The sequence below is a fragment of the Sulfurospirillum sp. 1307 genome, assembly GCF_054408545.1.
Window position 1 is genome coordinate 882,472 of sequence record NZ_CP176011.1, and the last position, 23,227, is coordinate 905,698.

The 23,227-nt window shown below is 28.0% G+C and carries 26 protein-coding genes, 3 tRNA genes and 1 other RNA gene; 15 read left to right on the top strand and 15 right to left on the bottom strand.

Annotated elements, in window-relative coordinates; translation table 11 throughout:
• Positions 1-23: 23 nt before the first annotated feature.
• From hemH to ACKGJI_RS04540, 7 genes are all read left to right on the top strand, one after another.
• Complete coding sequence (hemH, locus tag ACKGJI_RS04510) at positions 24-965, top strand: ferrochelatase (RefSeq protein WP_458701379.1); 942 nt, start codon at positions 24-26, stop codon at positions 963-965.
• Positions 965-2,386, top strand: coding sequence for a phytoene desaturase family protein (locus ACKGJI_RS04515; protein ID WP_458701380.1), 1,422 nt, complete (start codon positions 965-967; stop codon positions 2,384-2,386). Before hemH ends, ACKGJI_RS04515 begins: the two co-directional genes overlap by 1 nt.
• Positions 2,379-3,389: a sensor histidine kinase gene (locus ACKGJI_RS04520; protein ID WP_458701381.1), complete on the top strand. Its 1,011-nt coding sequence runs from the start codon at positions 2,379-2,381 to the stop codon at positions 3,387-3,389. The genes ACKGJI_RS04515 and ACKGJI_RS04520 overlap by 8 nt, the downstream gene beginning before the upstream one ends.
• Positions 3,370-4,074 carry a LytR/AlgR family response regulator transcription factor gene (locus ACKGJI_RS04525; protein WP_458701382.1) on the top strand — a complete coding sequence of 235 codons (705 nt, stop codon included), beginning with the start codon at positions 3,370-3,372 and terminating at the stop codon, positions 4,072-4,074. Before ACKGJI_RS04520 ends, ACKGJI_RS04525 begins: the two co-directional genes overlap by 20 nt.
• Positions 4,075-4,217: 143 nt before the next feature.
• Complete coding sequence (locus tag ACKGJI_RS04530; RefSeq protein WP_458701383.1) at positions 4,218-5,927, top strand: protein adenylyltransferase SelO; 1,710 nt, start codon at positions 4,218-4,220, stop codon at positions 5,925-5,927.
• Between the two features lie 23 nt (positions 5,928-5,950).
• A complete protein-coding gene (locus tag ACKGJI_RS04535) occupies positions 5,951-6,409 on the top strand; it encodes a methylated-DNA--[protein]-cysteine S-methyltransferase (RefSeq protein WP_458701384.1) in 459 nt (152 codons plus the stop codon).
• Positions 6,406-6,837, top strand: coding sequence for a hypothetical protein (locus ACKGJI_RS04540; RefSeq protein ID WP_458701385.1), 432 nt, complete (start codon positions 6,406-6,408; stop codon positions 6,835-6,837). Before ACKGJI_RS04535 ends, ACKGJI_RS04540 begins: the two co-directional genes overlap by 4 nt.
• Before the next feature lie 20 nt (positions 6,838-6,857).
• On the opposite strand, the gene ACKGJI_RS04545 is transcribed toward ACKGJI_RS04540, so the two are convergent.
• On the bottom strand, positions 6,858-7,877 hold the full coding sequence (locus tag ACKGJI_RS04545; protein WP_458701386.1) for a bifunctional 3,4-dihydroxy-2-butanone 4-phosphate synthase/GTP cyclohydrolase II: 1,020 nt from the start codon (positions 7,875-7,877) through the stop codon (positions 6,858-6,860).
• A 110-nt stretch (positions 7,878-7,987) separates the two neighbouring features.
• Between ACKGJI_RS04545 and ACKGJI_RS04550 the strand changes: the two genes are divergently transcribed.
• Positions 7,988-8,064, top strand: a tRNA-Met gene (locus ACKGJI_RS04550).
• Between the two features lie 26 nt (positions 8,065-8,090).
• A tRNA-Gln gene (locus ACKGJI_RS04555) sits at positions 8,091-8,165 on the top strand.
• Positions 8,166-8,172: 7 nt separating this feature from the next.
• Here the strand turns inward: ACKGJI_RS04555 and ACKGJI_RS04560 are convergent.
• The 12 genes from ACKGJI_RS04560 to ACKGJI_RS04615 all read right to left on the bottom strand — a co-directional run bounded on the left by ACKGJI_RS04560 (position 8,173) and on the right by ACKGJI_RS04615 (position 18,470).
• Positions 8,173-9,087, bottom strand: coding sequence for a tyrosine-type recombinase/integrase (locus tag ACKGJI_RS04560; protein ID WP_458701387.1), 915 nt, complete (start codon positions 9,085-9,087; stop codon positions 8,173-8,175).
• Between the two features lie 9 nt (positions 9,088-9,096).
• Positions 9,097-9,876 (bottom strand): hypothetical protein, encoded by a 780-nt coding sequence (locus tag ACKGJI_RS04565; protein WP_458701388.1) that lies wholly within the window; start codon positions 9,874-9,876, stop codon positions 9,097-9,099.
• A 9-nt stretch (positions 9,877-9,885) separates the two neighbouring features.
• On the bottom strand, positions 9,886-11,283 hold the full coding sequence (locus ACKGJI_RS04570; protein ID WP_458701389.1) for a replication endonuclease: 1,398 nt from the start codon (positions 11,281-11,283) through the stop codon (positions 9,886-9,888).
• A 291-nt stretch (positions 11,284-11,574) separates the two neighbouring features.
• Complete coding sequence (locus ACKGJI_RS04575) at positions 11,575-12,780, bottom strand: type II secretion system protein GspD (protein WP_458701390.1); 1,206 nt, start codon at positions 12,778-12,780, stop codon at positions 11,575-11,577.
• Entirely contained in the window at positions 12,722-13,867 is a 1,146-nt protein-coding gene (locus ACKGJI_RS04580) for a zonular occludens toxin domain-containing protein (RefSeq protein ID WP_458701391.1), read from the bottom strand. Before ACKGJI_RS04580 ends, ACKGJI_RS04575 begins: the two co-directional genes overlap by 59 nt.
• 116 nt (positions 13,868-13,983) lie before the next feature.
• Entirely contained in the window at positions 13,984-14,427 is a 444-nt protein-coding gene (locus ACKGJI_RS04585) for a hypothetical protein (protein ID WP_458701392.1), read from the bottom strand.
• Entirely contained in the window at positions 14,424-16,319 is a 1,896-nt protein-coding gene (locus ACKGJI_RS04590) for a hypothetical protein (protein WP_458701393.1), read from the bottom strand. The genes ACKGJI_RS04585 and ACKGJI_RS04590 overlap by 4 nt, the downstream gene beginning before the upstream one ends.
• Before the next feature lie 4 nt (positions 16,320-16,323).
• Positions 16,324-16,533, bottom strand: a complete 210-nt coding sequence (locus ACKGJI_RS04595; protein ID WP_458701394.1) for a hypothetical protein — start codon at positions 16,531-16,533, stop codon at positions 16,324-16,326.
• Positions 16,530-17,129 (bottom strand): TraX family protein, encoded by a 600-nt coding sequence (locus ACKGJI_RS04600; RefSeq protein WP_458701395.1) that lies wholly within the window; start codon positions 17,127-17,129, stop codon positions 16,530-16,532. Before ACKGJI_RS04600 ends, ACKGJI_RS04595 begins: the two co-directional genes overlap by 4 nt.
• A gap of 109 nt (positions 17,130-17,238) precedes the next feature.
• Complete coding sequence (locus ACKGJI_RS04605; RefSeq protein WP_458701396.1) at positions 17,239-17,610, bottom strand: hypothetical protein; 372 nt, start codon at positions 17,608-17,610, stop codon at positions 17,239-17,241.
• Positions 17,611-17,667: 57 nt separating this feature from the next.
• Positions 17,668-17,850, bottom strand: coding sequence for a hypothetical protein (locus tag ACKGJI_RS04610; RefSeq protein WP_458701397.1), 183 nt, complete (start codon positions 17,848-17,850; stop codon positions 17,668-17,670).
• 131 nt (positions 17,851-17,981) lie between these two features.
• Positions 17,982-18,470 (bottom strand): hypothetical protein, encoded by a 489-nt coding sequence (locus tag ACKGJI_RS04615; protein WP_458701398.1) that lies wholly within the window; start codon positions 18,468-18,470, stop codon positions 17,982-17,984.
• Between the two features lie 278 nt (positions 18,471-18,748).
• On the opposite strand from ACKGJI_RS04615, the gene ACKGJI_RS04620 reads away from it, so the two are divergent.
• The 4 genes from ACKGJI_RS04620 to ACKGJI_RS04635 all read left to right on the top strand — a co-directional run bounded on the left by ACKGJI_RS04620 (position 18,749) and on the right by ACKGJI_RS04635 (position 20,717).
• Positions 18,749-18,988, top strand: a complete 240-nt coding sequence (locus ACKGJI_RS04620; RefSeq protein ID WP_458701399.1) for a helix-turn-helix domain-containing protein — start codon at positions 18,749-18,751, stop codon at positions 18,986-18,988.
• 8 nt (positions 18,989-18,996) lie between these two features.
• The gene (locus tag ACKGJI_RS04625; RefSeq protein ID WP_458701400.1) at positions 18,997-19,419 is read left to right on the top strand and encodes a hypothetical protein; all 423 of its coding nucleotides are present in this window, start codon (positions 18,997-18,999) and stop codon (positions 19,417-19,419) included.
• A 344-nt stretch (positions 19,420-19,763) separates the two neighbouring features.
• Positions 19,764-19,838 (top strand) — tRNA-Gln (locus ACKGJI_RS04630).
• A 201-nt stretch (positions 19,839-20,039) separates the two neighbouring features.
• Positions 20,040-20,717, top strand: a complete 678-nt coding sequence (locus ACKGJI_RS04635) for an alpha/beta fold hydrolase (protein WP_458701402.1) — start codon at positions 20,040-20,042, stop codon at positions 20,715-20,717.
• Positions 20,718-20,724: 7 nt separating this feature from the next.
• Here the strand turns inward: ACKGJI_RS04635 and ACKGJI_RS04640 are convergent, their stop codons facing one another.
• Positions 20,725-20,979: a hypothetical protein gene (locus ACKGJI_RS04640; RefSeq protein ID WP_458701403.1), complete on the bottom strand. Its 255-nt coding sequence runs from the start codon at positions 20,977-20,979 to the stop codon at positions 20,725-20,727.
• A gap of 81 nt (positions 20,980-21,060) precedes the next feature.
• Between ACKGJI_RS04640 and truD the strand changes: the two genes are divergently transcribed.
• Together truD and rnpB are read left to right on the top strand one after the other, a co-directional pair.
• Positions 21,061-22,155: a tRNA pseudouridine(13) synthase TruD gene (truD, locus tag ACKGJI_RS04645; RefSeq protein WP_458701404.1), complete on the top strand. Its 1,095-nt coding sequence runs from the start codon at positions 21,061-21,063 to the stop codon at positions 22,153-22,155.
• An 11-nt stretch (positions 22,156-22,166) separates the two neighbouring features.
• Positions 22,167-22,491, top strand: an RNA gene (gene rnpB / locus ACKGJI_RS04650) — RNase P RNA component class A.
• Here the strand turns inward: rnpB and ACKGJI_RS04655 are convergent.
• On the bottom strand, positions 22,492-23,217 hold the full coding sequence (locus tag ACKGJI_RS04655; RefSeq protein ID WP_458701405.1) for a class I SAM-dependent methyltransferase: 726 nt from the start codon (positions 23,215-23,217) through the stop codon (positions 22,492-22,494). It lies immediately after the preceding RNA gene.
• Between the last annotated feature and the right edge of the window lie 10 nt (positions 23,218-23,227).

Genomic DNA, 23,227 nt, shown 5'->3' on the forward strand with positions numbered 1-23,227 from the left:
AAAATAAAAATAGAGGATAAGAGATGAAAAGAGCAGTACTTCTTATGAATATGGGTGGACCAAATAACCTAGATGAAGTAAAAGTGTTTTTAACAAATATGTTTAATGACAAACGAATCATAGCAGCTCCAAAACCAATACGAGCTATGATTGCTAAACTTATAACTTTTAAGAGAACAAAAGAATCACAAAGTAACTATGCTCTTATAGGTGGAAAATCTCCTTTGGTCGGATATACAAAAGATCTTATAGATAAGCTTGAAAAAGAAGTCAAAGATGCAAGTATACATATGGTCATGCGTTATACCCCTCCATTTGCTAAAGATGTTTTAGAAAAGCTTCGTGATATAGATGAGTTTTATGCCATACCTCTTTATCCTCACTATTCATCTACTACAACACTATCAAGTTATGATGATTTGTATGAGACATTTACTAAGTTTGGTATAAAAGCAAATGTAAAAACAATAGATAAATATTATCAAAACAAGTATTACAACAATGCTATTGTTGAGCGAATAAAAGAGACTTTAGGCGACGATGACCCTCAAAATTTTGAATTGATATTTTCAGCTCATGGACTTCCTAAAAAGATCATTGATAAGGGTGATGTTTATCAAAAGCACATAAAAAACAATGTTTACCATGCTAGAAAAGCTTTGATGTTAGCAGGCGTAAATTTTGCTAACACACATTTAGCTTATCAGTCGCGCTTAGGACCGATGGAGTGGATACAACCTTATCTTAGTGATAAACTAAAGTCTTTAAAAAGTAAAAAAGTGATTATTTTTCCTATAGCTTTTACTATAGATAATTCTGAAACAGAGTTTGAACTTGATATTGAGTATAGGGAGATAGCTGGAGATATTGGATTTGAGGATTATAGAGTAGCAAAAGCTCCTAACGATCACCCTGAATTTGTAAAATGTTTAGCTAATATTTATGAAGAGATGAAGGCAGGTTGATGTTTGAGTATGCAGTAGTTGGCTCAGGTGTTGGTGGAAGCTCAATAGCTGCACTTTTAAATGCAAAAGGTCACAATGTAGCACTTTTTGAGAAAGAGCCATATCTTGGAGGTTGTAGCTCTACTTTTTCTCATAAAGGTCACTCTTACAATACAGGAGCAACAACACTTGCAGGTTATGAAGATGGATTTATTGTCAAAGAGATTTTTGATGAGGTTGGTTTTAAACCAAACTTGATAGAGACTGACCCATCTATAGTAGTCATACAAGGAGATAAAATAACTCCTAGGTATAGAAATTTTGAAAAGTTTTTAAAAAGAGTAGATGAAAATTATCCATATGATAAAAATAGAGATTTTTGGAAACTAGTTTATGAGATAAATACAGATTTTTATAAGATGAGTGGGCATTATTACTCCAACTCAAATATATTTTTAAAAGCCAAATCTTTGTTTAGTTTTTTGCCACTTTTTATGAAGTTTGGAAGGTATCTGAGCGTAAATGCACACAGTTTTATACATAACTTTTTTGATGGTATAGATGATGAATATCTGCAATTTTTAGAGTCTCAGATACTTATAGTTGCACAAGCTAGTTCTAAAGAGATAAACTTTTTTACAGCAGCACTTTCATTGGGATATACTTTTAATAAAAATCATTACTCAATAGGTGGACTTGGTACTATTTTTGATGGTCTAACAAAAGATATAAAACACATCTATAAAAAGAGTGAGATAAAAGAAATAAAAAGATTTCAAACTCATTTTGAGCTTCATACAAAAGATAAAATATATAAAACAAAAAAATTGATTTTAAACTCTACAGTTTATGATAGTGCTAAACTGTTTGAAGACAATAAAATAAAAAAGCATTATAAACACTATGAAAAACTAAATAACTACCAAAGCTCTTTTATGCTTTATATGACTATAAAAAGCAAAAAAAAGTTTGAACATCACTATCAAATCATAAAAGAAAAAATATTTGCTCACTCTATCTCAAAGGCTATATTTGTATCTTTTTCAGATAAAAATGATGATATCTTAGCACCAAAAGGACACTATAGCATTACAGTTTCTTTGCATACTGATTTGCGTTTTTGGGAAGATAAAATGACCTATAAAGAACAAAAAAAGGAGCTTCAAGATATACTTATAAAAACGATTATGACAAGTTTAAATATACAAGAGGATGAAATAGTTGATTATTTTAGTGCAACACCTAAAACATTTAAACACTATATCAACAGAGCTCAACTTGGAGGTAATGCAATAACTATGAAAAACTTTCTTCCATTTTTACCATCAAATAACTCTTCTATAAAAAACTTGTACAATGTTGGAGATAGCGTATATGCTGCACAGGGATGGCCAGGAGTTATGCTAGGTGTCAAAAATTTGCAAAGGCTTTTAGGTGTATAACATTGCTTTACATGTAAAGACTAGAGATTGGGTATATATACTTATAATTGGTGTTTTATTTGGTATGTTTATGTCAGCTTTGGGTTATATACTTTTAGAGTACCCTTGGCTTGATGGTGCTGTTTTTGGAGTGATTTTAGGTTTTAGTATTACACTGTTTTCTTTAGTCTTTATCTCTTATATGAACAAAAATATTCTTCCAAAACTAAAAGAGAATTACTGGTTACCACTTTCTATATTATTTTCCTTTTTGTCTGGGTTTTTAGGAACTTTAGTTGGTGTATATATCGCAGAATTGTTTTCTTTGGAGCTAATACCAGCATTTTATAACAAGATAATCATGGTTTCTATTTTGATTGGTATATTAACTTATATAGTTGGTGCTTTGCTTTATAGATTTGTCAAAATGAGAAATCAAAAAGACGTAGTTGACAACGAGTATGTTCAAAGTCGTCTTCGCTCACTTGAGACTCAATTAAATCCACACTTTTTATTTAATGCACTAAACTCCATTGCAGAGCTTATCCATCATGATAAAGACAAAGCAGAAATGGCTCTTTTAAAAGTCTCCACATTTTTAAGAAATACCATGAATGAACAAGCTTTAATCCCACTACAGAGTGAGATAAAAAATGTAAAAGATTATATAGAACTCGAAAATATCCGTTTTTCTGGAAAAATTTGTTTGAATATAGACAAAGATATCCCAATATGGAGTGTTCCTAAGTTTTCGATACAACTTATTGTTGAAAATGCTATCAAGCATGGGTTTGTAAATGCTCAAGAATTACTACACATAGAACTGAGCTTTGATAAAGAAAAAAAGGTCATAAAAATCAAAAATGATGGTAAAGTTATGAAAAACAAAAAGTTTGGAGTAGGACTTAGCAACTTAAAACAAAGGCTAGAGCTTTTGTGTAAAGGCTCTTTACATGTAAGCAATTTAAAAACTCCAACTTTTGATATATACCTAGGAGAGTGCTGTGAAAATACTAATAGTTGATGATGAAGATTTAGCAAGATCAAGACTAAAAAGAATGCTAAATACATTAGATATGAAACAAATAGATGAAGCTTCACATGCGAATGAAGCTATAAAATTAGTAAAAGAATCAAAGTACGATTTAGTATTTTTAGATATCAATATGCCTGAAGTTAGTGGTTTAGAGCTTGGATATGAGCTAAAGTATTTAGATGAAAACATCTCTATCATCTTCCAAACTGCCTATGAAGAGCATGCTCTAAAAGCTTTTGATATTGGCGCAGTAGGATACCTTGTAAAGCCTTATAGTTTAGATCAAGTTAAAGAATCAGTTGAGCGTGTAAAAAAGAAGTTTGAAGAGAGTTTAAAAAGTGAAGATTTACGCATCTTGAGTAAGACTGGAGAGAGTTATCTTTTGCTTAAGCCTGAAGAAATTTTTTATGTAAAGGCTGATCTTTCAGAAGTCATGATACGAAGTGCAAAAGGTTTTTCATACTATGCGCAAAAAATCTCTGATTTGGAAGAAAAACTCAAAGCATACAATTTTGTGCGTGTTCATCGCTCATATCTTGTAAATATAAATGAGATAAAAGAGATTCAAACTATAGAGCAAAGTAAACTAAGATTTTCATTTAAAAACTGCTCTGATCATGTAGAATCTAGTAAAGATGGTGCAAAGTTATTTAGAGATAAATTTAGTGGATAAAAATAACTTTCATTAAAAAATATTTAGATACCCCAAAAAAGAAAAATAACTGATATAATGTATACTGTGCTTTATTACCACACCAATAAACTAGCTCAAAATTTGAGTTAGTTTATTGGTGTGGTAATTAAATAAGGAAAAATATGCAAAAAATAAAACAAGAAAATAAAACAATTAAAACACTTAAAGATTTATCTGAGTTTGCAAATTATTCGTTTGTAGATACGCTAAATGCTGATCCAGATGCTTCGTCAAATGGCATAGATCATGACCCAAGAGAAGTATTTAGTGGACATTATGTACCAGTTGTTCCTACTCCTATTGAATCGCCTGTTTATATTTCACATAGTAAAAGATTTTTCGAAGAATTAGGTTTTAGTGATACTTTGGCTACATCAGAAGATTTTATGAAAATGTTTTCAGCCGATACATCTGATTTACCAAAACCATTACGAAAGATAGGTTGGGCAACAGGATATGCACTTTCTATCTATGGTAATGAGTATTATGACCAATGTCCTTTTGGAACAGGAAATGGATATGGAGATGGAAGAGCGATATCAATCTTAGAAGCAGTCATAAATGGTAAGCGTTGGGAGATGCAGCTCAAAGGTGGTGGTAGAACTCCGTATTGTCGTGGGGCTGATGGAAGAGCTGTACTTCGCTCAAGCATCAGAGAATTTTTAGCACAAGAGCATATGCATGCACTTGGAATTCCTACTTCTAGGTCTTTGAGTTTATATGTATCTAAAACAGAAAAAGTAAACAGACCATGGTTTTTAGATGGCTCGTACTCTAAAGATCCTGAAGTGATGATAGAAGAGGCTGTTGCTATAAGTACAAGAGTTGCACCTTCGTTTTTGAGAGTAGGACAACTTGAACTTTTTGGTCGTCGCGCTAGAAAAAATGAGCATCCAAAAGCTATGGAAGAGTTAGAGATGATTGTTTTGCATTTAATAGAGCGTGAATATAGTGATGTTATAGATAAAAATTTAACTTTAGAAGAAAAAGTACTATTATTAGCAAAAGAGTTTAGAAATCGTCTCACTTCTCTTGTAGCAAATTGGATTCGAGTTGGTTACTGCCAAGGAAATTTCAATGCTGACAACTGTGCAGCAGGTGGTTTTACACTAGATTATGGTCCATTTGGGTTTATTGATATGTTTGATCCTAAATATCAGCCTTGGACAGGTGGTGGAATTCATTTTTCTTTTCTTAACCAACCAGCAGCGGCTGAGCGTAACTTTCATATGTTTTGCAAGTCACTGCAACCTTTGCTTGCATCAAAAGAAAAAGATTTAGAAAGACTTGAAGAGATAGACAATGGTTTTGCACAGCTAATGCAAGCAAAAATGATAAAAATGTGGTCTTCAAAACTAGGTTTACAAACTTTCAATCCATCTTTGTTTAATGAACTCATGCAGCTTATGATAGAAACTTCTGTTGATTATACTATCTTTTTTCGTGAACTCTCTAATATACCAAAAGATATATCACCTTTGAAAAAGAGCTTTTATAAAGAAACTATGCTAGATGAAAATCTTTTACTAAGGTGGTCAAATTGGCTAGAAAATTGGAAATCAATTGTCAATGTTACTACGCTAGGATTTGCTAAAGAACTATCAGAAAAGATGAAGCAAGTTAATCCAAAATATATTTTAAGAGAGTGGTTTTTAGTTCCAGTTTACAGTGAAGCAGAAAAAGAAAATTATGAAATTACCAAAGAGTTACAAGAAGTTATGAATCATCCATATGATGAACAATCTTTAAAGATAGAAGAAAAGTTTTATAGAAAAAAGCCTTATGAACTCTTTTCCATAGCTGGTATATCTCATGTTAGTTGTTCATCGTGATAAATTATATGATATAATAGAATATGAAAACAATTTACTATTATGATTCGCCTATTGGGGCTTTAAAATTAGTTTGTAAAAAAGATGCTTTACAAGAGTTGCATTTTTGCGAAAAATTAGGTAAAAATCCACAAATATATCCTAAAATAATCTCTACATGTAAAGAGCAATTAGACAAATATTTTGCTGGAAAATTGAAGAAGTTTACTATACCTTTGGATTTTAAATCAGGAACAGAATTTCAAAAGAAAGTTTGGAATGCTCTTTTGAAGATTCCTTACGGTAAAACTATAAGTTATAAGCAATTGGCCGGTATGATAGAAAATCCAAAAGCTATAAGAGCTGTTGGAGGAGCAAATAATAAAAACCCTATTCCTATAATTGTACCATGTCACCGTGTTATTGGAAGCAATGGTAAGTTGGTTGGATATGCAAGTGGACTAAAAATTAAAAAGTATTTACTAGATTTGGAGTGTAAATGAGTAAACCAGATGGTTCTTTGATAGAGAAAATTTATAAAACGAAAGATGTTATTGTCGGACTTAAATATTATGGAAATAGTTTTGATAAGCTTAAAACAAAGCATCCTGGCAGGGCAAAAGCTATAATTTTAGGCTATAAAGTATATAAATCTGGTCTTTGTGAAGAGCAATTAAAAGCTATCTTGAAAAAAGATATAAAAGATAAAGATATTATAAAAGTTTTAGATTATAAAGATTTAAAATATATCCGTTCTTGGAGTGTAAGTGCTGATTTAAAAGAAGAAGATAAAGAGCTAGAACTTCTTAGAATTTGGTGTAAAAAGATAGGAGCAATGTGCCTTTTATCTGATGTTTCTCAAAAAGACATCATTACTTTAGCTAAGACTTTAAAAGACAATTTAGAATGTGAATTCCCAAAAGAATTTTAATTAGCCTCTACATGTAGAGGCTATAATTCTTCTGCTATATCTAGACCAAAGCCTTTTAATCCAACAAATTCTTTACCTTTTGAGCTAGTTAAGTGATGTATCTTTTTTATACCAAGTCTTTTTAAAATTTGAGCTCCAATACCATATTGTTTAACTTCTTTTGTTGTTGAATACTCATCATCTAAAAATATAAGAACTCCACTATTTTTTTTAAGATAATCAATCGCATGCATCATAGCATTGAATTTATTTTCATCGCTAAAAAGTTCGATATCAGGCATTATATGATGAAATTTTACAGCGGATTCTTCTTGTATTTTGCCAAATGCATAAACGATATGATGGTTTCCTTCATGATCAACCATATCTATTTTTTGAGCTTGTTTCCCCAAAAATGAAGAGTTGCCTCTCATGACTTCTCTTACAAGTGATTCGTGTTGCATTCTATACTCTACAATATCTGAAATATATATGATATTTAGGTCATGCTTTTTACAAAAGAGATCCAAATCATCTCGTCTAGCCATAGTTCCATCTTCTTTCATAATTTCACAAATTACTGCAGCTTCTCTAAGTCCTGCTAATCTACAAAGATCAACAGAGCCTTCTGTGTGGCCAGTTCTAACCAAACTACCTCCACTTTTTGCTATAAGTGGAAAAATATGTCCAGGTCTTACAAGTTCATTTGGAGTACTAGTAGTATCTGCAAGAATTCTAATGGTCATATCCCTTTCATATGCAGAGATCCCAGTAGTACATAGCTTCGCATCAACTGAAACTGTAAAAGCTGTTTCATGTTGAGAGTCATTGTTTGTAACCATTGGAGCTAAATTTAATTTTTTAGCTATTTCATTTGAAACAGATACGCAAATGAGTCCTTTTGCTTCACTTGCCATAAAATTTACTTTTTGTGGTGTTGAAAAAGTTGCTGGATATACTAAATCACCTTCATTTTCTCTATCTTCATCATCTACCATAACAACCATTTTCCCTTGTTTCATATCTTCAATGGCTCTTTTTACTCTATCAATTGCTGTCATTTTTTTCCTAACATTAAAAAATTTTAGTTATTTTACTAAAAAGGTCTTGACAAACAGATAAAAATCGACTATAATTTCACCCTCACTTAAACAAGTGAATGCATTTGTGTCGCGGGATAGAGCAGTTTGGTAGCTCGTCGGGCTCATAACCCGAAGGTCGATGGTTCAAATCCGTCTCCCGCAACCATTTTTTTGATAACAACTTCCAACTGTTGGGGTATAGCCAAGCGGTAAGGCAACTGGTTTTGGTCCAGTCATTCGGGGGTTCGAATCCCTCTACCCCATCCACCCACTTTCAACTAACACTTTCAAAAATTGAATCAATAATTTCTTTACTACTATTTGGTTTTTTAGTTATATATCTTTGAGTAATTTTTATATCAGTATGCCCTAAAGTATGAGATATTTTTTCAATTGGTTGATTAAGTACATTTATTGAATAAGTACCTATTAAATGCCTAATATCATGTAATCTAATTTTAGGCAAATCAAACTTATCTAAAAATCTAGCCCAAGGGCGTTTTAAATCTGCAAATTTTTCTTTTGTTAAAGGATTGATAAAAACATAACCTTTTGGGAATTTTGTATTTTGGTCTATAACTGCATGTAGATAGTATTTATACAATCTATCAAATAATAAATCAGTCATAGTATGTGTATCATTTTTTCTAGCTTTATTAATTTGTGCTGGTACTTGATATGTTCTAGTTTCAAAGTCTATATATTCCCATTTCATACTAAGAACTTCATTTAATCTTCTACCATGAAACAAAAAGAGCAACATGTCACTATAAATTGGTTCATCATGTATAAGAATAGATTTTAAAAACTCTTTTTGTATTTCTACACCATAAGTAAAATACCTTTTGTTATCAAATTTTGGTATCTCAACAAACAAACAAGGGTTTCTATCAATTATTTCATCTCTTATAGCTATTTGAAATATTTTTGATATAACAGTTAAAATATTTTTAGCTGTTTTTGGGGATAAACCTTTTACATGCAAGATATTATTGATTAAAGATTGAAGATGAGAATATTTTATATCTTGTATATTCATTTCTCCTAATGGTTTATCCATTTTTAAATCTTTAGATATAAAAGATTCAATATGATTGAAATAATTACCTTTATTTGTACGATAAGTCTTATCAGCTTGAATAATACGAGCTGATAAGAAATATTGTTTAGCTATATTTTGGAGTTTCATTAAAAAATCTCAAAACTTATTTTTTGGATTATATTTAATCGTAAGTTCAATTTTTTCAGTATAAACAACATCATCATCAGTATCATCAAAAGAAGTTTTAAAATTATATTCATAAACATTATCCTTGAAATTTCGTTCAAAATTACTACAAGATGGACGCAAACTATAATCTAATTTTCTATCATGTAATTTTTTCTTATCTTCATCACTCATATATTTATAAAACAAATATTCTTTTACAGAAATCAAAAATTCATTTAAATAAGTATAATTATCAGACAAATCTAAAACATGAGAAAAAATATCTTTTACAAAATCTTCATCATCATTATCATCACAAATATTTTTATATTCTTTATCAATAAGAGCTAAAATAGTATCAGATGAAGACCAATTAGTATTTGGAGTGCAAACATTATCTATTGGTATAGATATATAACAATCATCAATGCCAAATTTTAAATAATCCATAAAAAAATCTTTATCAACTAAAGCATAAATATCATTTTGAAATTTATCATAATCAAATTCTAAAAATTCACAAATAGCAATATGAGGCTCTTTAGCTTCAACATTTTCTGCTAATAACATAGTACTATCACTAAATAAATCACAATCATGAATAATATTAAATTTATTATCTTTAGAAAAAATACTATAACCATATTCTGATAAATCAAAAACTTTAAATTTATAAATAGTATCCTCTGTAAAAGCACTATATTTATATGATTTATTAGATTTATCATAACCAGTAAACATAATTCTTTTTAAACCTTGTAACTTCATTTTATACTCCTATATTTGAAAATCAGTAGTGTAAAGATTTAGAGAAACTAATTCCTCATCAATCAAACCGCGTTTTATACATTCATTTTTTGTAATACCGAAATGATGAAGATTTAAGTTTTCATCATTTTCAGGGTCAAGAGATAAGTAGTAACGATATAATTCATAATCTTTCATTTGGGCTGGAACTTTAACAAGCTTTTTTAAAACATCATTGTATAAAATAAATTTTTCTCCGTTAATATCAACTGGAATACATTTTTGTTTATTCTTTTGTTCAGTAAATTTTTCTTTTGATTTATTAATATCAATTTTAAAAGGTTTTGAAGATTTAGAATCAGGTTTAACAAAATATAAAGATACATTATCAGATTTTTCATAAACAATATTAAAATGAGTTTCAAAACCAGTATCATTTGATATAACAGTAATCTTAGCAATTTGAAAATCAGTAGAATTAATCTCGGAATGATTTTTTGAATATAATTTCCAAGAATTGTAAATAACTTCAACTTGAATATAATTATTTTTATATAAATTTGTAACTTCTAATAAATTTTTATATTCATCATGTTGTTTCATTTTTCGATAAATTGACATAGGTATTAAAGTTCTTGAAGTAGTAAAACGTCTTATTTTATTATAAGCATACCAATAACCAACATCATCTAATTTATTATCTTGAGAATTAGTAAAAGATTTTAAAATATATTTGAGAATATAAGCAACAACACCACCAACACCATTATCAAATTCAGATTTAACATCTGTTCGAGTATCAGAAAAATAATTTTTTACTAAATTTATAAATCTTTGTTTATATTCATTTGGAATAAAAGCAACAATATGAACGTGCGGAGTACCATCTAAAAAAGGCTCATAAGTTCTCATATAAATTAATCTTTCATTATATTTATTTTTCATCTCTGTAAATAATCTTTGTCTTAAAAATTTAGTCCATTTATTAGAAATATATTCTCTTGCTAAATCAACATAATCTAAAGAACCACAAAATTTAGGATTATCAACTAATTTATATTTATTTGAATTACCTAATCTGATTTGCTTTAAAGGCTTTAAATGACTAGGTGGAGTAAGAGTAATAAAAATTGGAGTATCAAATTTATTAGCTTTAGCATACTTTTGAAGTGTACTAACTCTATTAAACATTTCTCCATAATATTGTTTAGGTTTAATATTTGCAGAAAAATTTATATCAAACAAATTGATAAAACTCTCATCGTTAAAATTTACAAAAGCATTTTTTAGATAATTTCTTTGTGATTCTAAATTATTATCAACTATTTGCTTTTTTTTTGGAGTAATACCATACAAATAATTGAAATCATCAAAAACTTTAGATTCAAAAAAATAAGTTTTACCGTCTTTTTTAAAATATTTATACATTTTAAAAACTCCTTTTTTTGTTTCGCCTTTGGCGAAGTATGTTATATATAGACACAAGAGCGATAATCTATCCACCACGAACAAGTTCGTGGTGGATAGATTTCGCAAACTCTACACTATCCCCTGCAATATGGGGAAATATGCGTTCGTTTGCTTATGTGTTGCACCCTAAATTTACTCGTTCCTCGCAAATTCAGGGAACCCGAGCAACACCGCACTACCGCCCCCTCCCCCCATATAGCTTTGCAGGGGAGAGTTCCGAGTAAATTAATAAAAAAATAAAATTTAACATTACATAACCTCGATAGTAATAGTAAGAACAGAGTTCTCTTTTGAATTAGATTTATATTTAAATAAATTACCTAAAATATAAACATCTTTTAAGATTGGAACACCATATATACTGGTAAATTCAGTTTCTCGATTAATACCACTTAAAACTAATAACTCGCCTTTTTTTAAAGAATAATTACCTACTAATTTTCTTTTTGTAGTTTCAGGAGTTAATGAATTAGTACTAATAATATCTTCAATAGATAAATTTAATGAGAATGAAATATAATCTTTTAAAACTACCGGTTGAATATCTATTTTTAAACCAACATCTCTATATTCATAAGAGCTTGAAACACTTGATTTGTTATCAACAATTTCTTTTTGTTCTACTAAATAAGGTATATTTCTAACACTAGAAAAGGAAACTTTTTTATTAGATTTAGCAGTAAGAATTGGAGAATTTTTAATGGTAGTAAAATTATGAGAATTTAAATAATGTAAAACAGTGTAAAAACCTTTTTTAGAATTACTTAAAACATTAGTAGTAGCAGAGTAGGGCATGGTTATTAAATTTAAAAAATAATTATACGGTAATGTTTGTGTAGAATCTTGACTTACATAATTATTACTTTGCATATAAGCAGATAATTCAGTACCTCGTTCTTTTAAATCTCCTAATTTAGTTTCAAGTACAGTAATTTTAAATTGTATCTGTTCTAATTTATAATCAATCTTTTTAAGTGCATTTTGTATTTTTTCATTTTGTTTTTCAGTTGCACGATAAACGATTGAATTAGTAGTTTTAATGTATTTAGGCTGAATTTCATACAAGCTTATAAGAGATGAAACATCTTCATAAACCAAGTTATCCAAAGCAATATAATATAAATTTTTAGGCTCATCAGGTTTAGGAACATCTTCAACAACTTCTTTTTTACTGAAAATTAAAATGACATTACCAACATTTTTATAATCTAAAGAGTTTAATTCTAAAATATTTTTTAAAAGATTTATTGATTGTTTAGAATCTTGAAAATTATAATCAGGCAAGTATATTTGAAAATCTTTGTTAATATTATCAGATATAACAATGTTTTTTTTGGTTGTGTTTGATACCAACTGAACAAAATTCGAAAAGGATATACTTTTAAAATCTTTTGCATTAGTTGTTATCACTGCTATTGAAAGGATTAATAACAGGACGATTAACAGCTTTTTCATCTTTAACTCCATTTTTTTTATTATCAAATAGACTTAACAAGTCATTGAATTTTTTATCACACTCTAAAATATACTCTGAATAGTTATTTGAAATTATTTCATTAACTAAAATTTTGCATTTAAACTTATTTATAAAAACCAACATTGTATCTCTTGAAAAAGTTACATCATATTTTAAAAATTTGCATTGCTGGGTAAAACAATCAGCTACAAAAAAATCTTTTGTAAAATCAGATACATCATCATTAACAATTCTACGAGTATTAATAGTTTTATTAGTTGAATTAGTAGAATTTAAATCTCTTGATATTTGATTAGTAGGTTTTTTTGGTGGACTAAAACGAGCTGATACATACTTATAAGCAACAAATGTTATAAGTGAAACAATGATAACTGGCATTAAAAATTTTAAAGAAGCAGATTTTTTTATTTCAGTTCCACCACTATTATATAACTCATAAACTTCTTTTACAAAAGGTAATGATTCAGTTCCTACAATATTTGAGTGATATTCTTGATAACTAGCATATTTTCTATATCTAAATTTAACAATATTCAAACCGAAAAATGAAAAAGAAAATAATCTTTTAGAGCTAGGAAGGGCAGAATACATAGTTTCAATAAAAGATAAGTATTTTTTATCAACTAAATTTTTATTTTGAGTAAGTAAAAGAAGATCAATATCAAAATGCCTATGATAAGAAAGAAATCTTATAAGTGTATCTTCTGCTTTTGTTTCAAAAAATAAATGACACTCATCAATTACAATTAATGAATTTATATACTTTTTAAATACACCCTCACTTTTTATAAAATCATCATAATCATCTATTTGAATCTCACCTAATTTATATTGTTCATGATAACTATATTCTAATATTATATCTTGTTTTAAATCTCTAAATTCAAAAGCTTTGACATAATCAGGCTCTTTTGCTATTTCATTACATTTATCATAATTTAATCCATTTATATTTGTAAATATATGTTTATATTTTTTTGGGTTTTTTTCGCATAGGTTTTTTATAAGATATACAGCTTTATATGTTTTTCCACTTCCAGGAACGCCAGTAACTAAATCAATCATTTTTAAAAACTCCCGCCTTATCAGTTGGGAAAATTATGCAAAATAAAATATTATTATAGTAACTAATAAACTTGGTACAAGTTGCATAATTTAAAGATAAAACAATTAAAAACATATTAAGCACTCATCATTTTAATAAGATCTGATATAACAGTATGAATGTTTTTAATTGCATAAGAATAAATTTTATATGCTTGAATAACAAAATAAACACTCAATAAACCAATTAAAAGATTTCCAGAAGTTTCAAGAGCAGTAGCTAAACCACTCTCATTTAGCAAACCGAAAAAAGAAGTTATTAAAGATTGATTATCAACTCCAAAAGATGATCCACCAACATTAGGAACAGTTGAATAAAATTGAGAAACATCTTTGACCATATCCCACAAACTAAACAAAAAAGACATTAAATAAGTTACAGCAGTAAGAATAAATGCAATTATAATTCCTGCAATAGTTATATAAAAAGTAGTAATTACAGTCTTAATACCAAATTTTTTAACCAACCAAGATATAAAACTTACAATCGTTGATGTAATAAAACCTATAAACCAAGTCATTTATTACCCCCTAAAGATACATTAAACAAATATTTTAAAGCAAAACCTAAAACACCAATAGTAAAAAACAAAGTAAAAAATAGTGACAAAATAGGCTTATACGGACTTATAAACTCACAAGGATTAACACTAATTGTTTGACCTTGTATCCATTGTGCTTGAAAAGGACAAGAACCAGTTGCAACAGTCATTGTAGGTTTATTTTCAAAAATAGATTTTGCATCATTAAAATCATTAATTAAAGTATTAATATTATCTTGCAAACCATTTAAAAAATTATTTGCATTATCTAAAACATTAGAATAATTAGTAATCGCTAAAGTGAAATCAGATAACTTTGATTCAGCAGTAGTATAATTTTGAGGTTTATAATCTTTTAAATCTTTTAATGTATTAGTAAGTTCATCAAGCCTTGAATTAACTGGACTTAAATCAACAGCACTAGCAGATTCATTTATTGGAGTAGGATTAGTAACAGTATTTGTTGATGTAACAGTTCCACCACTTGAAGAAGTAGAAGTTAAAGAAGAATTAGTTTTATAAGTAGTATTAGTAACAGCACCAGTTGGATCTTTTGTAACAACATAACTTTTTTGATAATTTTTTACACCCTCAGTTGTTTTAATTGGAGTAGTAATTTCAACATCATAAATCTTAGAGCCATCAGTTAAAGCTTGTTCTTTAGTACTTATAATCACTTGACTATCATCAGAAGTATTAATAACAGACCTATATTCAGTTTCAACCCTATCAGCTAGATTAATCTCATTTGTTTTAACAGAAGTCAAAGGAACATCTACAGTTTGAGTACCACTTAGATTAGATTTAACAGTAATAGTAGATTCTACAACAGAATTTATTGCACCATTAGGTTTTGGGGGAATAAAATAATCATCTAAAACAGATTTTGAAATAACAGAATTACTTTCAAAAGTTGTCATATCATCAGGTAAATATAAATTATCAACCGGTGGAACACCTGGACTAGGCTTAGGAAGATTAGAAACAGGAGTATCACCATTAAAAGTAATTGGTTTTGGAGTATAATTAATTACAGGTTGAGTAAAACCATTAACAATTTCTACATCAATAATTTCAGGCTCATAAGTTATCAATCCCGCAATTTCATCATCAGGTTTTGATTTAAAAAAATCAGATATATAATTAAATAAACTTTTACCACTAGAAAAAATAGTTTCTCCAAATCTAGCAAGATATGAAGTAGGCAAATCAGGAAGTAATCCGCCAACTAAAAAAGATAAATTTTCATGATAAGCTTTATCTTGCATATATTGTTTATTATAACAACCTTTACCATAAGTTAGAGCTAAAACAGAAGACTGAGATTCTAAGTCTTCACCTAATTCAGCCCAAATATAGTCTGAATTTTGCAAACATTGTTCTTTTGAAACATTTGTATCAGGAAAGCAAGAATCAGTATCAAAAAAAACTCCCTCAACTGTTTTTCTTGTCATCATTGGAGGACACACATCAATACAAGTATTAGTATCAGGATCGAGTTTTTGTCTATCAGTACAAGTAACAGGAGGAGTAGTTTCAGAAATAGAATAATAAATACAAGCAACATTACAATATCTAGCATCATAGCCAGAAGAATCATCGTAAGTAAAAACATATATATCAGATTTATTAGGATAACCTATTATCTTATCAGAAGATAAATATAAATTATCAGCAGAATATTTATCGGGCAAATCTTCTAAAGTATGTGAACTAGTATAAACACAAGAATTAGTACGTCTAGGAGAAGTACCACTAGCAGTATAATATTTTCCATTCACAGAAACAACAGTAGGACAAGTCCCAGTATAACTTTCATAAGAAAAAGCAAAAGAAAAAAGAGAAACTAAAAACATTAATATTCTAATCATAATATTAACTCCTTTGTAAATATACTTTTATAATTAAAAAAGTATTTTTAACTATACATACATCTTCATCTATAAATATAGAAATTAGATAAGATTTTCTATCCATATCAGAAAAAAAATCATAATTATAAATTGATTTTTTATTTTGTTTAATTTTTATTTTTGTTTGAATAGCTTTTTTTATTTGTTCATCACTTAAATTTGTATATATCATTTTAACAAACCTAAAAAAACTAAATGAAAAGGATAAAACCAATAAAAAAAATATTTATTTAAATTAGTTTTAAAATCTATTTTTAAATATAAATCAAACAAAATAAAAGATAAAGAAAATAAAAGCATAATTGATTCGCTAGGAGAATTTAAAAGAAAAAATGCTAAAAATAAAAAAATAAAAGTTTTTAAATTTTTCTCTAATAAAAAATAATACATTGCAACAAAAGATAAAACACCAAAAAAAGAATATTCACAATATAAAGAAAAAATAAATGGAATAGTTATATAAAAATATTTTTCATTCTCTAAAATATAAATAGTAACCAAACCTAAAAAAATAGAAAATAAAATATTTAAAGGAAGAAAATCTTTATAAAAAGGATATAAACAAAAAGTCAAACAAGCAAAAAATAATACCCTAAAAATATAATTTTCTTTTGAACGAGTATAAAACATATAAGATTTAACAGATAAATATATAAATAAAGGAAAAGCAATTCTACCAATTAAAGTTAAAATTTCATATTGTCTATCAAAAACATATAAATTAATGTGATCAATAAGCATTGTAAGGACAGCTATATATTTAAGCACAACTAATCCTTTAAAATTGAAATTCCTGCAAGTGCAAGACCTATAATCAAAGAAGAAACTAAACAAATAGAAAAAAAATAATAAAAAGCTGGTTCAGTTAAAATATTCATTATTTACCCCGTGACATAATATAAGTAAAACCAAATAACCAAGAAAAACCAAGTAACAAACCACAAAGAGAAAGTAAAAACATATAATCACTATAATTTAAACCTAATTCATTAGATGTAGGATTAGGAACACAAGAATAATTACCATTTTCATCAGTTAGAGAAATATAACCAGGAACAATCGCACCAACATTTGAAGTAGTAGAATTCCATCTATTAGTGTAAGAATTTAAATAATATAACTTATATTTTGAAACAGAAGAATCATAGGAATAATAATAATCTTTAGCACATCTCTCTAAATTAAGTAAAAGATAATCAGCTTTTAAAAGATTTAGAGATAAAAAAAGAAGAATGATAATTTTTTTCATGTATAAACCTTTTAAATATATTTTAAAAGGAGTAGAAAAAACTACTCCTAAATTGTCTTACTTAAGGAAAGACTTACCTTTTCTAGCAAGAGAAACAATTAATGTAACACCAAGAGCGACACCAACAATACTATAAAAATCAGTGTAATCTGGAGTAGGAACAGTTACATTAGCTGCACTAGCGAAAGAAGAAATCGCACCTAAAGTTAAAACGCCAAGAGCTGAAATAATTTTTTTCATCTCAAAGTACCTCCGTAAAAAATTAGTAGAGTATTAACTACTCGTAAAAACTTTAAAAAAAAGCTTTTATGAATAGTTTAGTGGGTTTGTTGCCCCATAAAGCCCCCTATATAAGATAAGGGGCAACGCTTTTAAGACTTATTAGTCCCCACTTTTTTATCAATTTTCATAAACTCATTTAAATCAAAATCAGACGATACAACGCATTCAGATTGATTTTTAATTGGAGTTCTAGGTTTTGTGTTAGTCCAAGATTGTTTTTCTTCGCTAACTGGTAAAAATAAGAATTTTTTACCTACATAATTATCATCAAAAAACTTTTTCAAATCAGAAGATTTAACATTGTATTTTTTTAAATGATCCATAGAAAACTTTATAATTAAAGTTTTCAAACTAGCATTATCATCATGCTGTTCTCCATGTTCATCAGTCCTAGAATAAGTTGATTTATAATTACAAACCAACTGAAACCAATAAGACTCAATACCATTCTCATCTTTAGAAAAGTTAGTATTGGCTTGAACAGGTAAAACACCTATAATTGAAGTTCTTTTGTGCATATTCTCAAAAGAGAAAACCAAATTCTCGTAATTCTCAATGTGTTTAGTTATAACAGACATTAAGCACTCCTTATTTTTAAATTTAACTCACGAAAACGCGGAGTAAGAATGGAGTTATTCAAACTTACCCCGAAACAGTTTTAAGTCTTGTTTAGGACAAGCTATATATGGGTTTTTAACAAATTAAAAAATTTATTAAAAATGGTATAATATAAAAAAGAAAAATTCTAATAAATAGAATGTTTCTAAAATTTAGAATAACATTTTAATTATTAAAAAATTATTAAAAATTGAACAATAATTAAAAAAATTCTAATAATTATAAAAAAGGTAGAAAAATGAATAAGAAAAATTTAGCAAATAGAATAAATGTATCACTAGCTACCTTATATAATTGGGAAAAAACTAAACCAGAATTAATAAAATTAATAGAAAAAGGACTAAAATTTGAAAAAGGTATAAACATAGAAAATAATTCTATAAATGAATATTTTTATAAATTAGATGAAAAAGAACAAGAGATGTATATATCAGAAATAAAAGCAAGAGTGTTAAGAAAAGAAATTGATAAAAAATAGAGGTAAAAATGATAAAAAAAATAATTTTTATTTTAATATTAATAAACTCATTATTTGCAACTGGTAATTGTCCAGAAAATCAAAAAGTATGTGCTTACTTTTACAAAGGTGGATTATCAAGAGAGATAAAAGTACAAAACATGACATCAAAACCAATAGTAATTAATCTTTTTGCATATATTGGATTATTTTATAAAGATGTAACAATATCAAATATGAAAATAGGAGCATATAGCAATATAACCGCAATATCAAAATTTTATCAAAATTTAAATGACGCAAAGAGAGATAATTATGATTTTTATTATGCTAATCTAAGTTACAAAAAATATAAAAAAAATATGAATTGCAACAAATATAAAATTGAACACAAAATAATTGGAAATGGCCAACATAAAATAAGAATATCAAAACAAATTTTAAAATATTAAAAAGGAAAAAAATGTACGGTTTTATGTCACCAGGTGCAATAGGATATTTTGCAAATAATCATGTTAATTTAATAGATTTATTAATTTTAATAGGAATATTTACAATAAATACAATAATTTTAATAACAATATACAAAATAGCAAAAATAATTAAAAATAAAATTTGAAAATATCATTTTTCAATAATTAGAAAAGCGGGATAAAAAACCAAAAAAACAATTAATGTAAGTAAATATATAAAAACGACAATAAAAAACATTAAGTGTTTTAAAACTCATAACCCGAAGGTCGATGGTTCAAATCCGTCTCCCGCAACCATTTTTAAGATAACAACTTCCAACTGTTGGGGTATAGCCAAGCGGTAAGGCAACTGGTTTTGGTCCAGTCATTCGGGGGTTCGAATCCCTCTACCCCATCCACCCCCCCCAATATTTTTAATACTTCTATATTTTATGCTAATAAATTGTATAATTACCCAAAATTAGTTTAATAGGCAAAATTATGAAAATAAAAATAGATGGTTTAAATGTTGAGACTTTTGGAGATGCAAAAAAGCAGGCAATAAGCAGGCAATAGTTTTTATACATGGCTTTCCTTTTGATAAAACTCTTTGAGATGATATGGTTTTTGAGTTTAAAAATGAGTATTATTGTATTACTTATGATGTAAGAGGGCTTGGTAATTCTCAATTTGGTTCATTACAGTTTACAATGGAAAGTTATGTTGAAGATTTAGAAATGATTATATCTGAACTTAATCTCAATGAACCTATTTTATGTGGTTTTTCTATGGGAGGTTATATTGCTCTTAGAGCTAACGAAAGAGCTAATTATAGAGCTTTGATTTTAGCTAATACTACCACAAATAGTGATGATAATGAAGGAAAATTAAAAAGAGCTGCTGCAATTTCTACGATAGATAAAAAAGGTCTTAGCTTTTTTTTAGATAACTTTTTATCTGTAGCTTTTAGTGAAGATTTTATAAAAAATCAATCAACTACAATAGAAAAAATTAAAAATAATATTTTAAAATTTAATTCAGATGGAATAAAATCTGCATTAATAGCTATGGTAAGTAGAACTGATACTACAAAAGGCTTAGAAAATACAGATATTCCAGTTTTATTTATTGATGCTGAAGATGATAAAATAATTAAAAATATGAAAGAATTAGCAAGTAAAACAAAAAAGTCTACTTATGTGAAAATCCCAAATAGTGGACATATGAGCATGATTGAAAATCCAATGGAATTTAAAAGTGCAATTAGAAATTTTTTAGAATCAAATCTTTACATGTAAAGATATTTTATTTGTTTAAACTTTTGCAATAAACAATGGTTTTAATAATTTTTCCATTTGAAAAGAATCTGTTATTTTTTATTTTCCAGCCTCTACTTTTTTGGATTATTGTATTTTCACATAAAATTTGTTTATTTACTCTAAAATCTTTATAAAGTTGTATTCTTCGATTTTTTTCATAAAAACCGTACAATCCTAGTAAAAAGAAAAACAATACCAATAAAAAAAGCCAAAATAAAAATGATTTGTTATTTTTTTTCATCAAGTATTTTATCCTTGTTTTATTATATCACATAGTTGTGTTTTATGTTACAATTGCGTTAATCAAAATATAGGAGCATTAGTGAATAGACAGTTTTTTTTAAATCATTCGCCAATTGATGTTTTATTTACAAAAAATTCAAATGATTTTGTTGTAAATGAATTGCCACTTTATGAGTTTAGTGGAGAAGGTGAGCATTTGATTTTACATGTAAGAAAAAAAGATATGACAACATGGCAGATGATTCAAGCTCTAAGTGAAGTTTGTGGGGCAAAAACTCGTGATTTTGGGTATGCTGGCTTAAAAGATAAAGATGGAATGACAACCCAGTATATATCGCTTCATAAAAATTTTGAAGAAAAATTAGAAAATTTTAAACATGATAAAATCAAGATAATTTCTAAAACTTATCACAGCAATAAAATTAGAGTAGGGCATCTTAAAGGAAATCGTTTTTTTATTAGGCTAAAGCGTGTAAACAAAGTAGATGGACAAAAACTATCAAATGCTCTTAAAACTTTAAAACAAGAGGGATTTCCTAATTTTTTTGGATATCAAAGATTTGGAAGAGATGGAGATAACTATATACTAGGAAAAGAGATTCTTGAGGGAAAAAGAAAAGAGAGAAAAAGAAAAATGAAGCTCTTTTTTATAAGCGCATATCAAAGTTATCTTTTTAATGAATGGCTTTCAAAAAGACTTGAAATTTGCAAAATTTTAGATGGTTTTGATGTAAAAGACTCATCTAAAGCTCTAGGATATGATATAGATTTAGTCAAAGATTTAAAATCCCAAAAAAGATTTTTTAAAATGTTTAAAGGTGATGTGCTTCATCACTATCCTCATGGTAAACCCTTTGTATGTGAAGATTTAGGTAGTGAATTAGCTAGATTTGATAAAGAAGAGATTACAATCACAGGTTGGCTTGCAGGTCACAGAAGTATGAGAAGTGAAGATAAAGCAAAAGAGATAGAAGATGAAGTATTTGTTGAAGCTGAGCCATTTTTAAAACAAATGGATGGTGCTAGAAGATTTGCATGGGCATTTTTGAGTGATGTTGAGTATAAATATATAGAAGAAGAAAATTGGTTTGAAATGCATTTTTCTCTACCAAAAGGTTCATACGCAACTGTTGTACTAGAAGAACTCACTCATAATTTAAAAAGTATGTTATAATTCGAAATCAAAAGGTACAGTAGGTGATTGCTTGAGAGTAATTTCAAGAGGAAAGTCTGGGCTGCAATGAGGCATGGTTCCGTCTAACGGACGGCTGGGGTAACCCAAGGGAAAGTGCAACAGAGAGTAGACTTCCACATTAGTGGTAAAGGTGAAACGGTGGAGTAAGAGCCCACCAGAGTTTTGAGTAATCAAAACTGCTATGTAAACCCAACCTGCAGCAAGAATGGATTGGTTTGCCTCATATTTGTACCATTCGCTAGAGTGTTATCGTAAGATAGCAAGTAGATAAATAATCACCCTAGACATGACCCAGCTTATAGCTGTACCTTTTGATTATTCCCAAATGATTAGATACATATGATTGATAGTTCGTTCTGTTACATTACCATCACTATCAACAAACTCATTTAAAACATTTTTTATTATTCTTAAATCAGGTTTTACACCTCTAACATCAAGATGCCATGTGAAATTCTCAATAGATTCTTCTAGTGTTCTTACTCTTATTTTTTCTTCTTCAAAAGGAAAAAGCTCATGAAATTTTTTATGTTTGTTTAACCAATCTACAACTCTAGCAGCACCATTTGGTGCAATATATTTTTCCCCATGATGCAAAAAGAGTTGATCTATTATGAGAGTATCTCGCTTACCTGCCCAGCCTAGATAAATTTTTAAATCAGCACTGTTATTCATCTTTTCTATATCACTTTCATTCCTAACAGCAGGTGACATTGTGCTAAGTGCGATATCATATTTACCTTTTATATCAAAATTTTGCCATGAAGTAACGTATGTAGAAATATTTGCTAAATTTAAGGTTTTTGCATCTTTTTTTAGGAATTCTAGCATTTTTTTTGAAGAGTCAATGGCGTCTACATGTAAACATTTTTTTGCAAGATGAAGTGTATATACACCGGTTCCTGCACCAATATCTAACATTGTTTTATCTTCAAATTCTACATGTATATCTTCTAGAGTTTGAAAAATTCTTTGTTCAAAGCTATCTTCTTTTTCATTATATCTATTATAATTTTTTGCTTTTCTATCCCATTTATTCATTTTATCACTC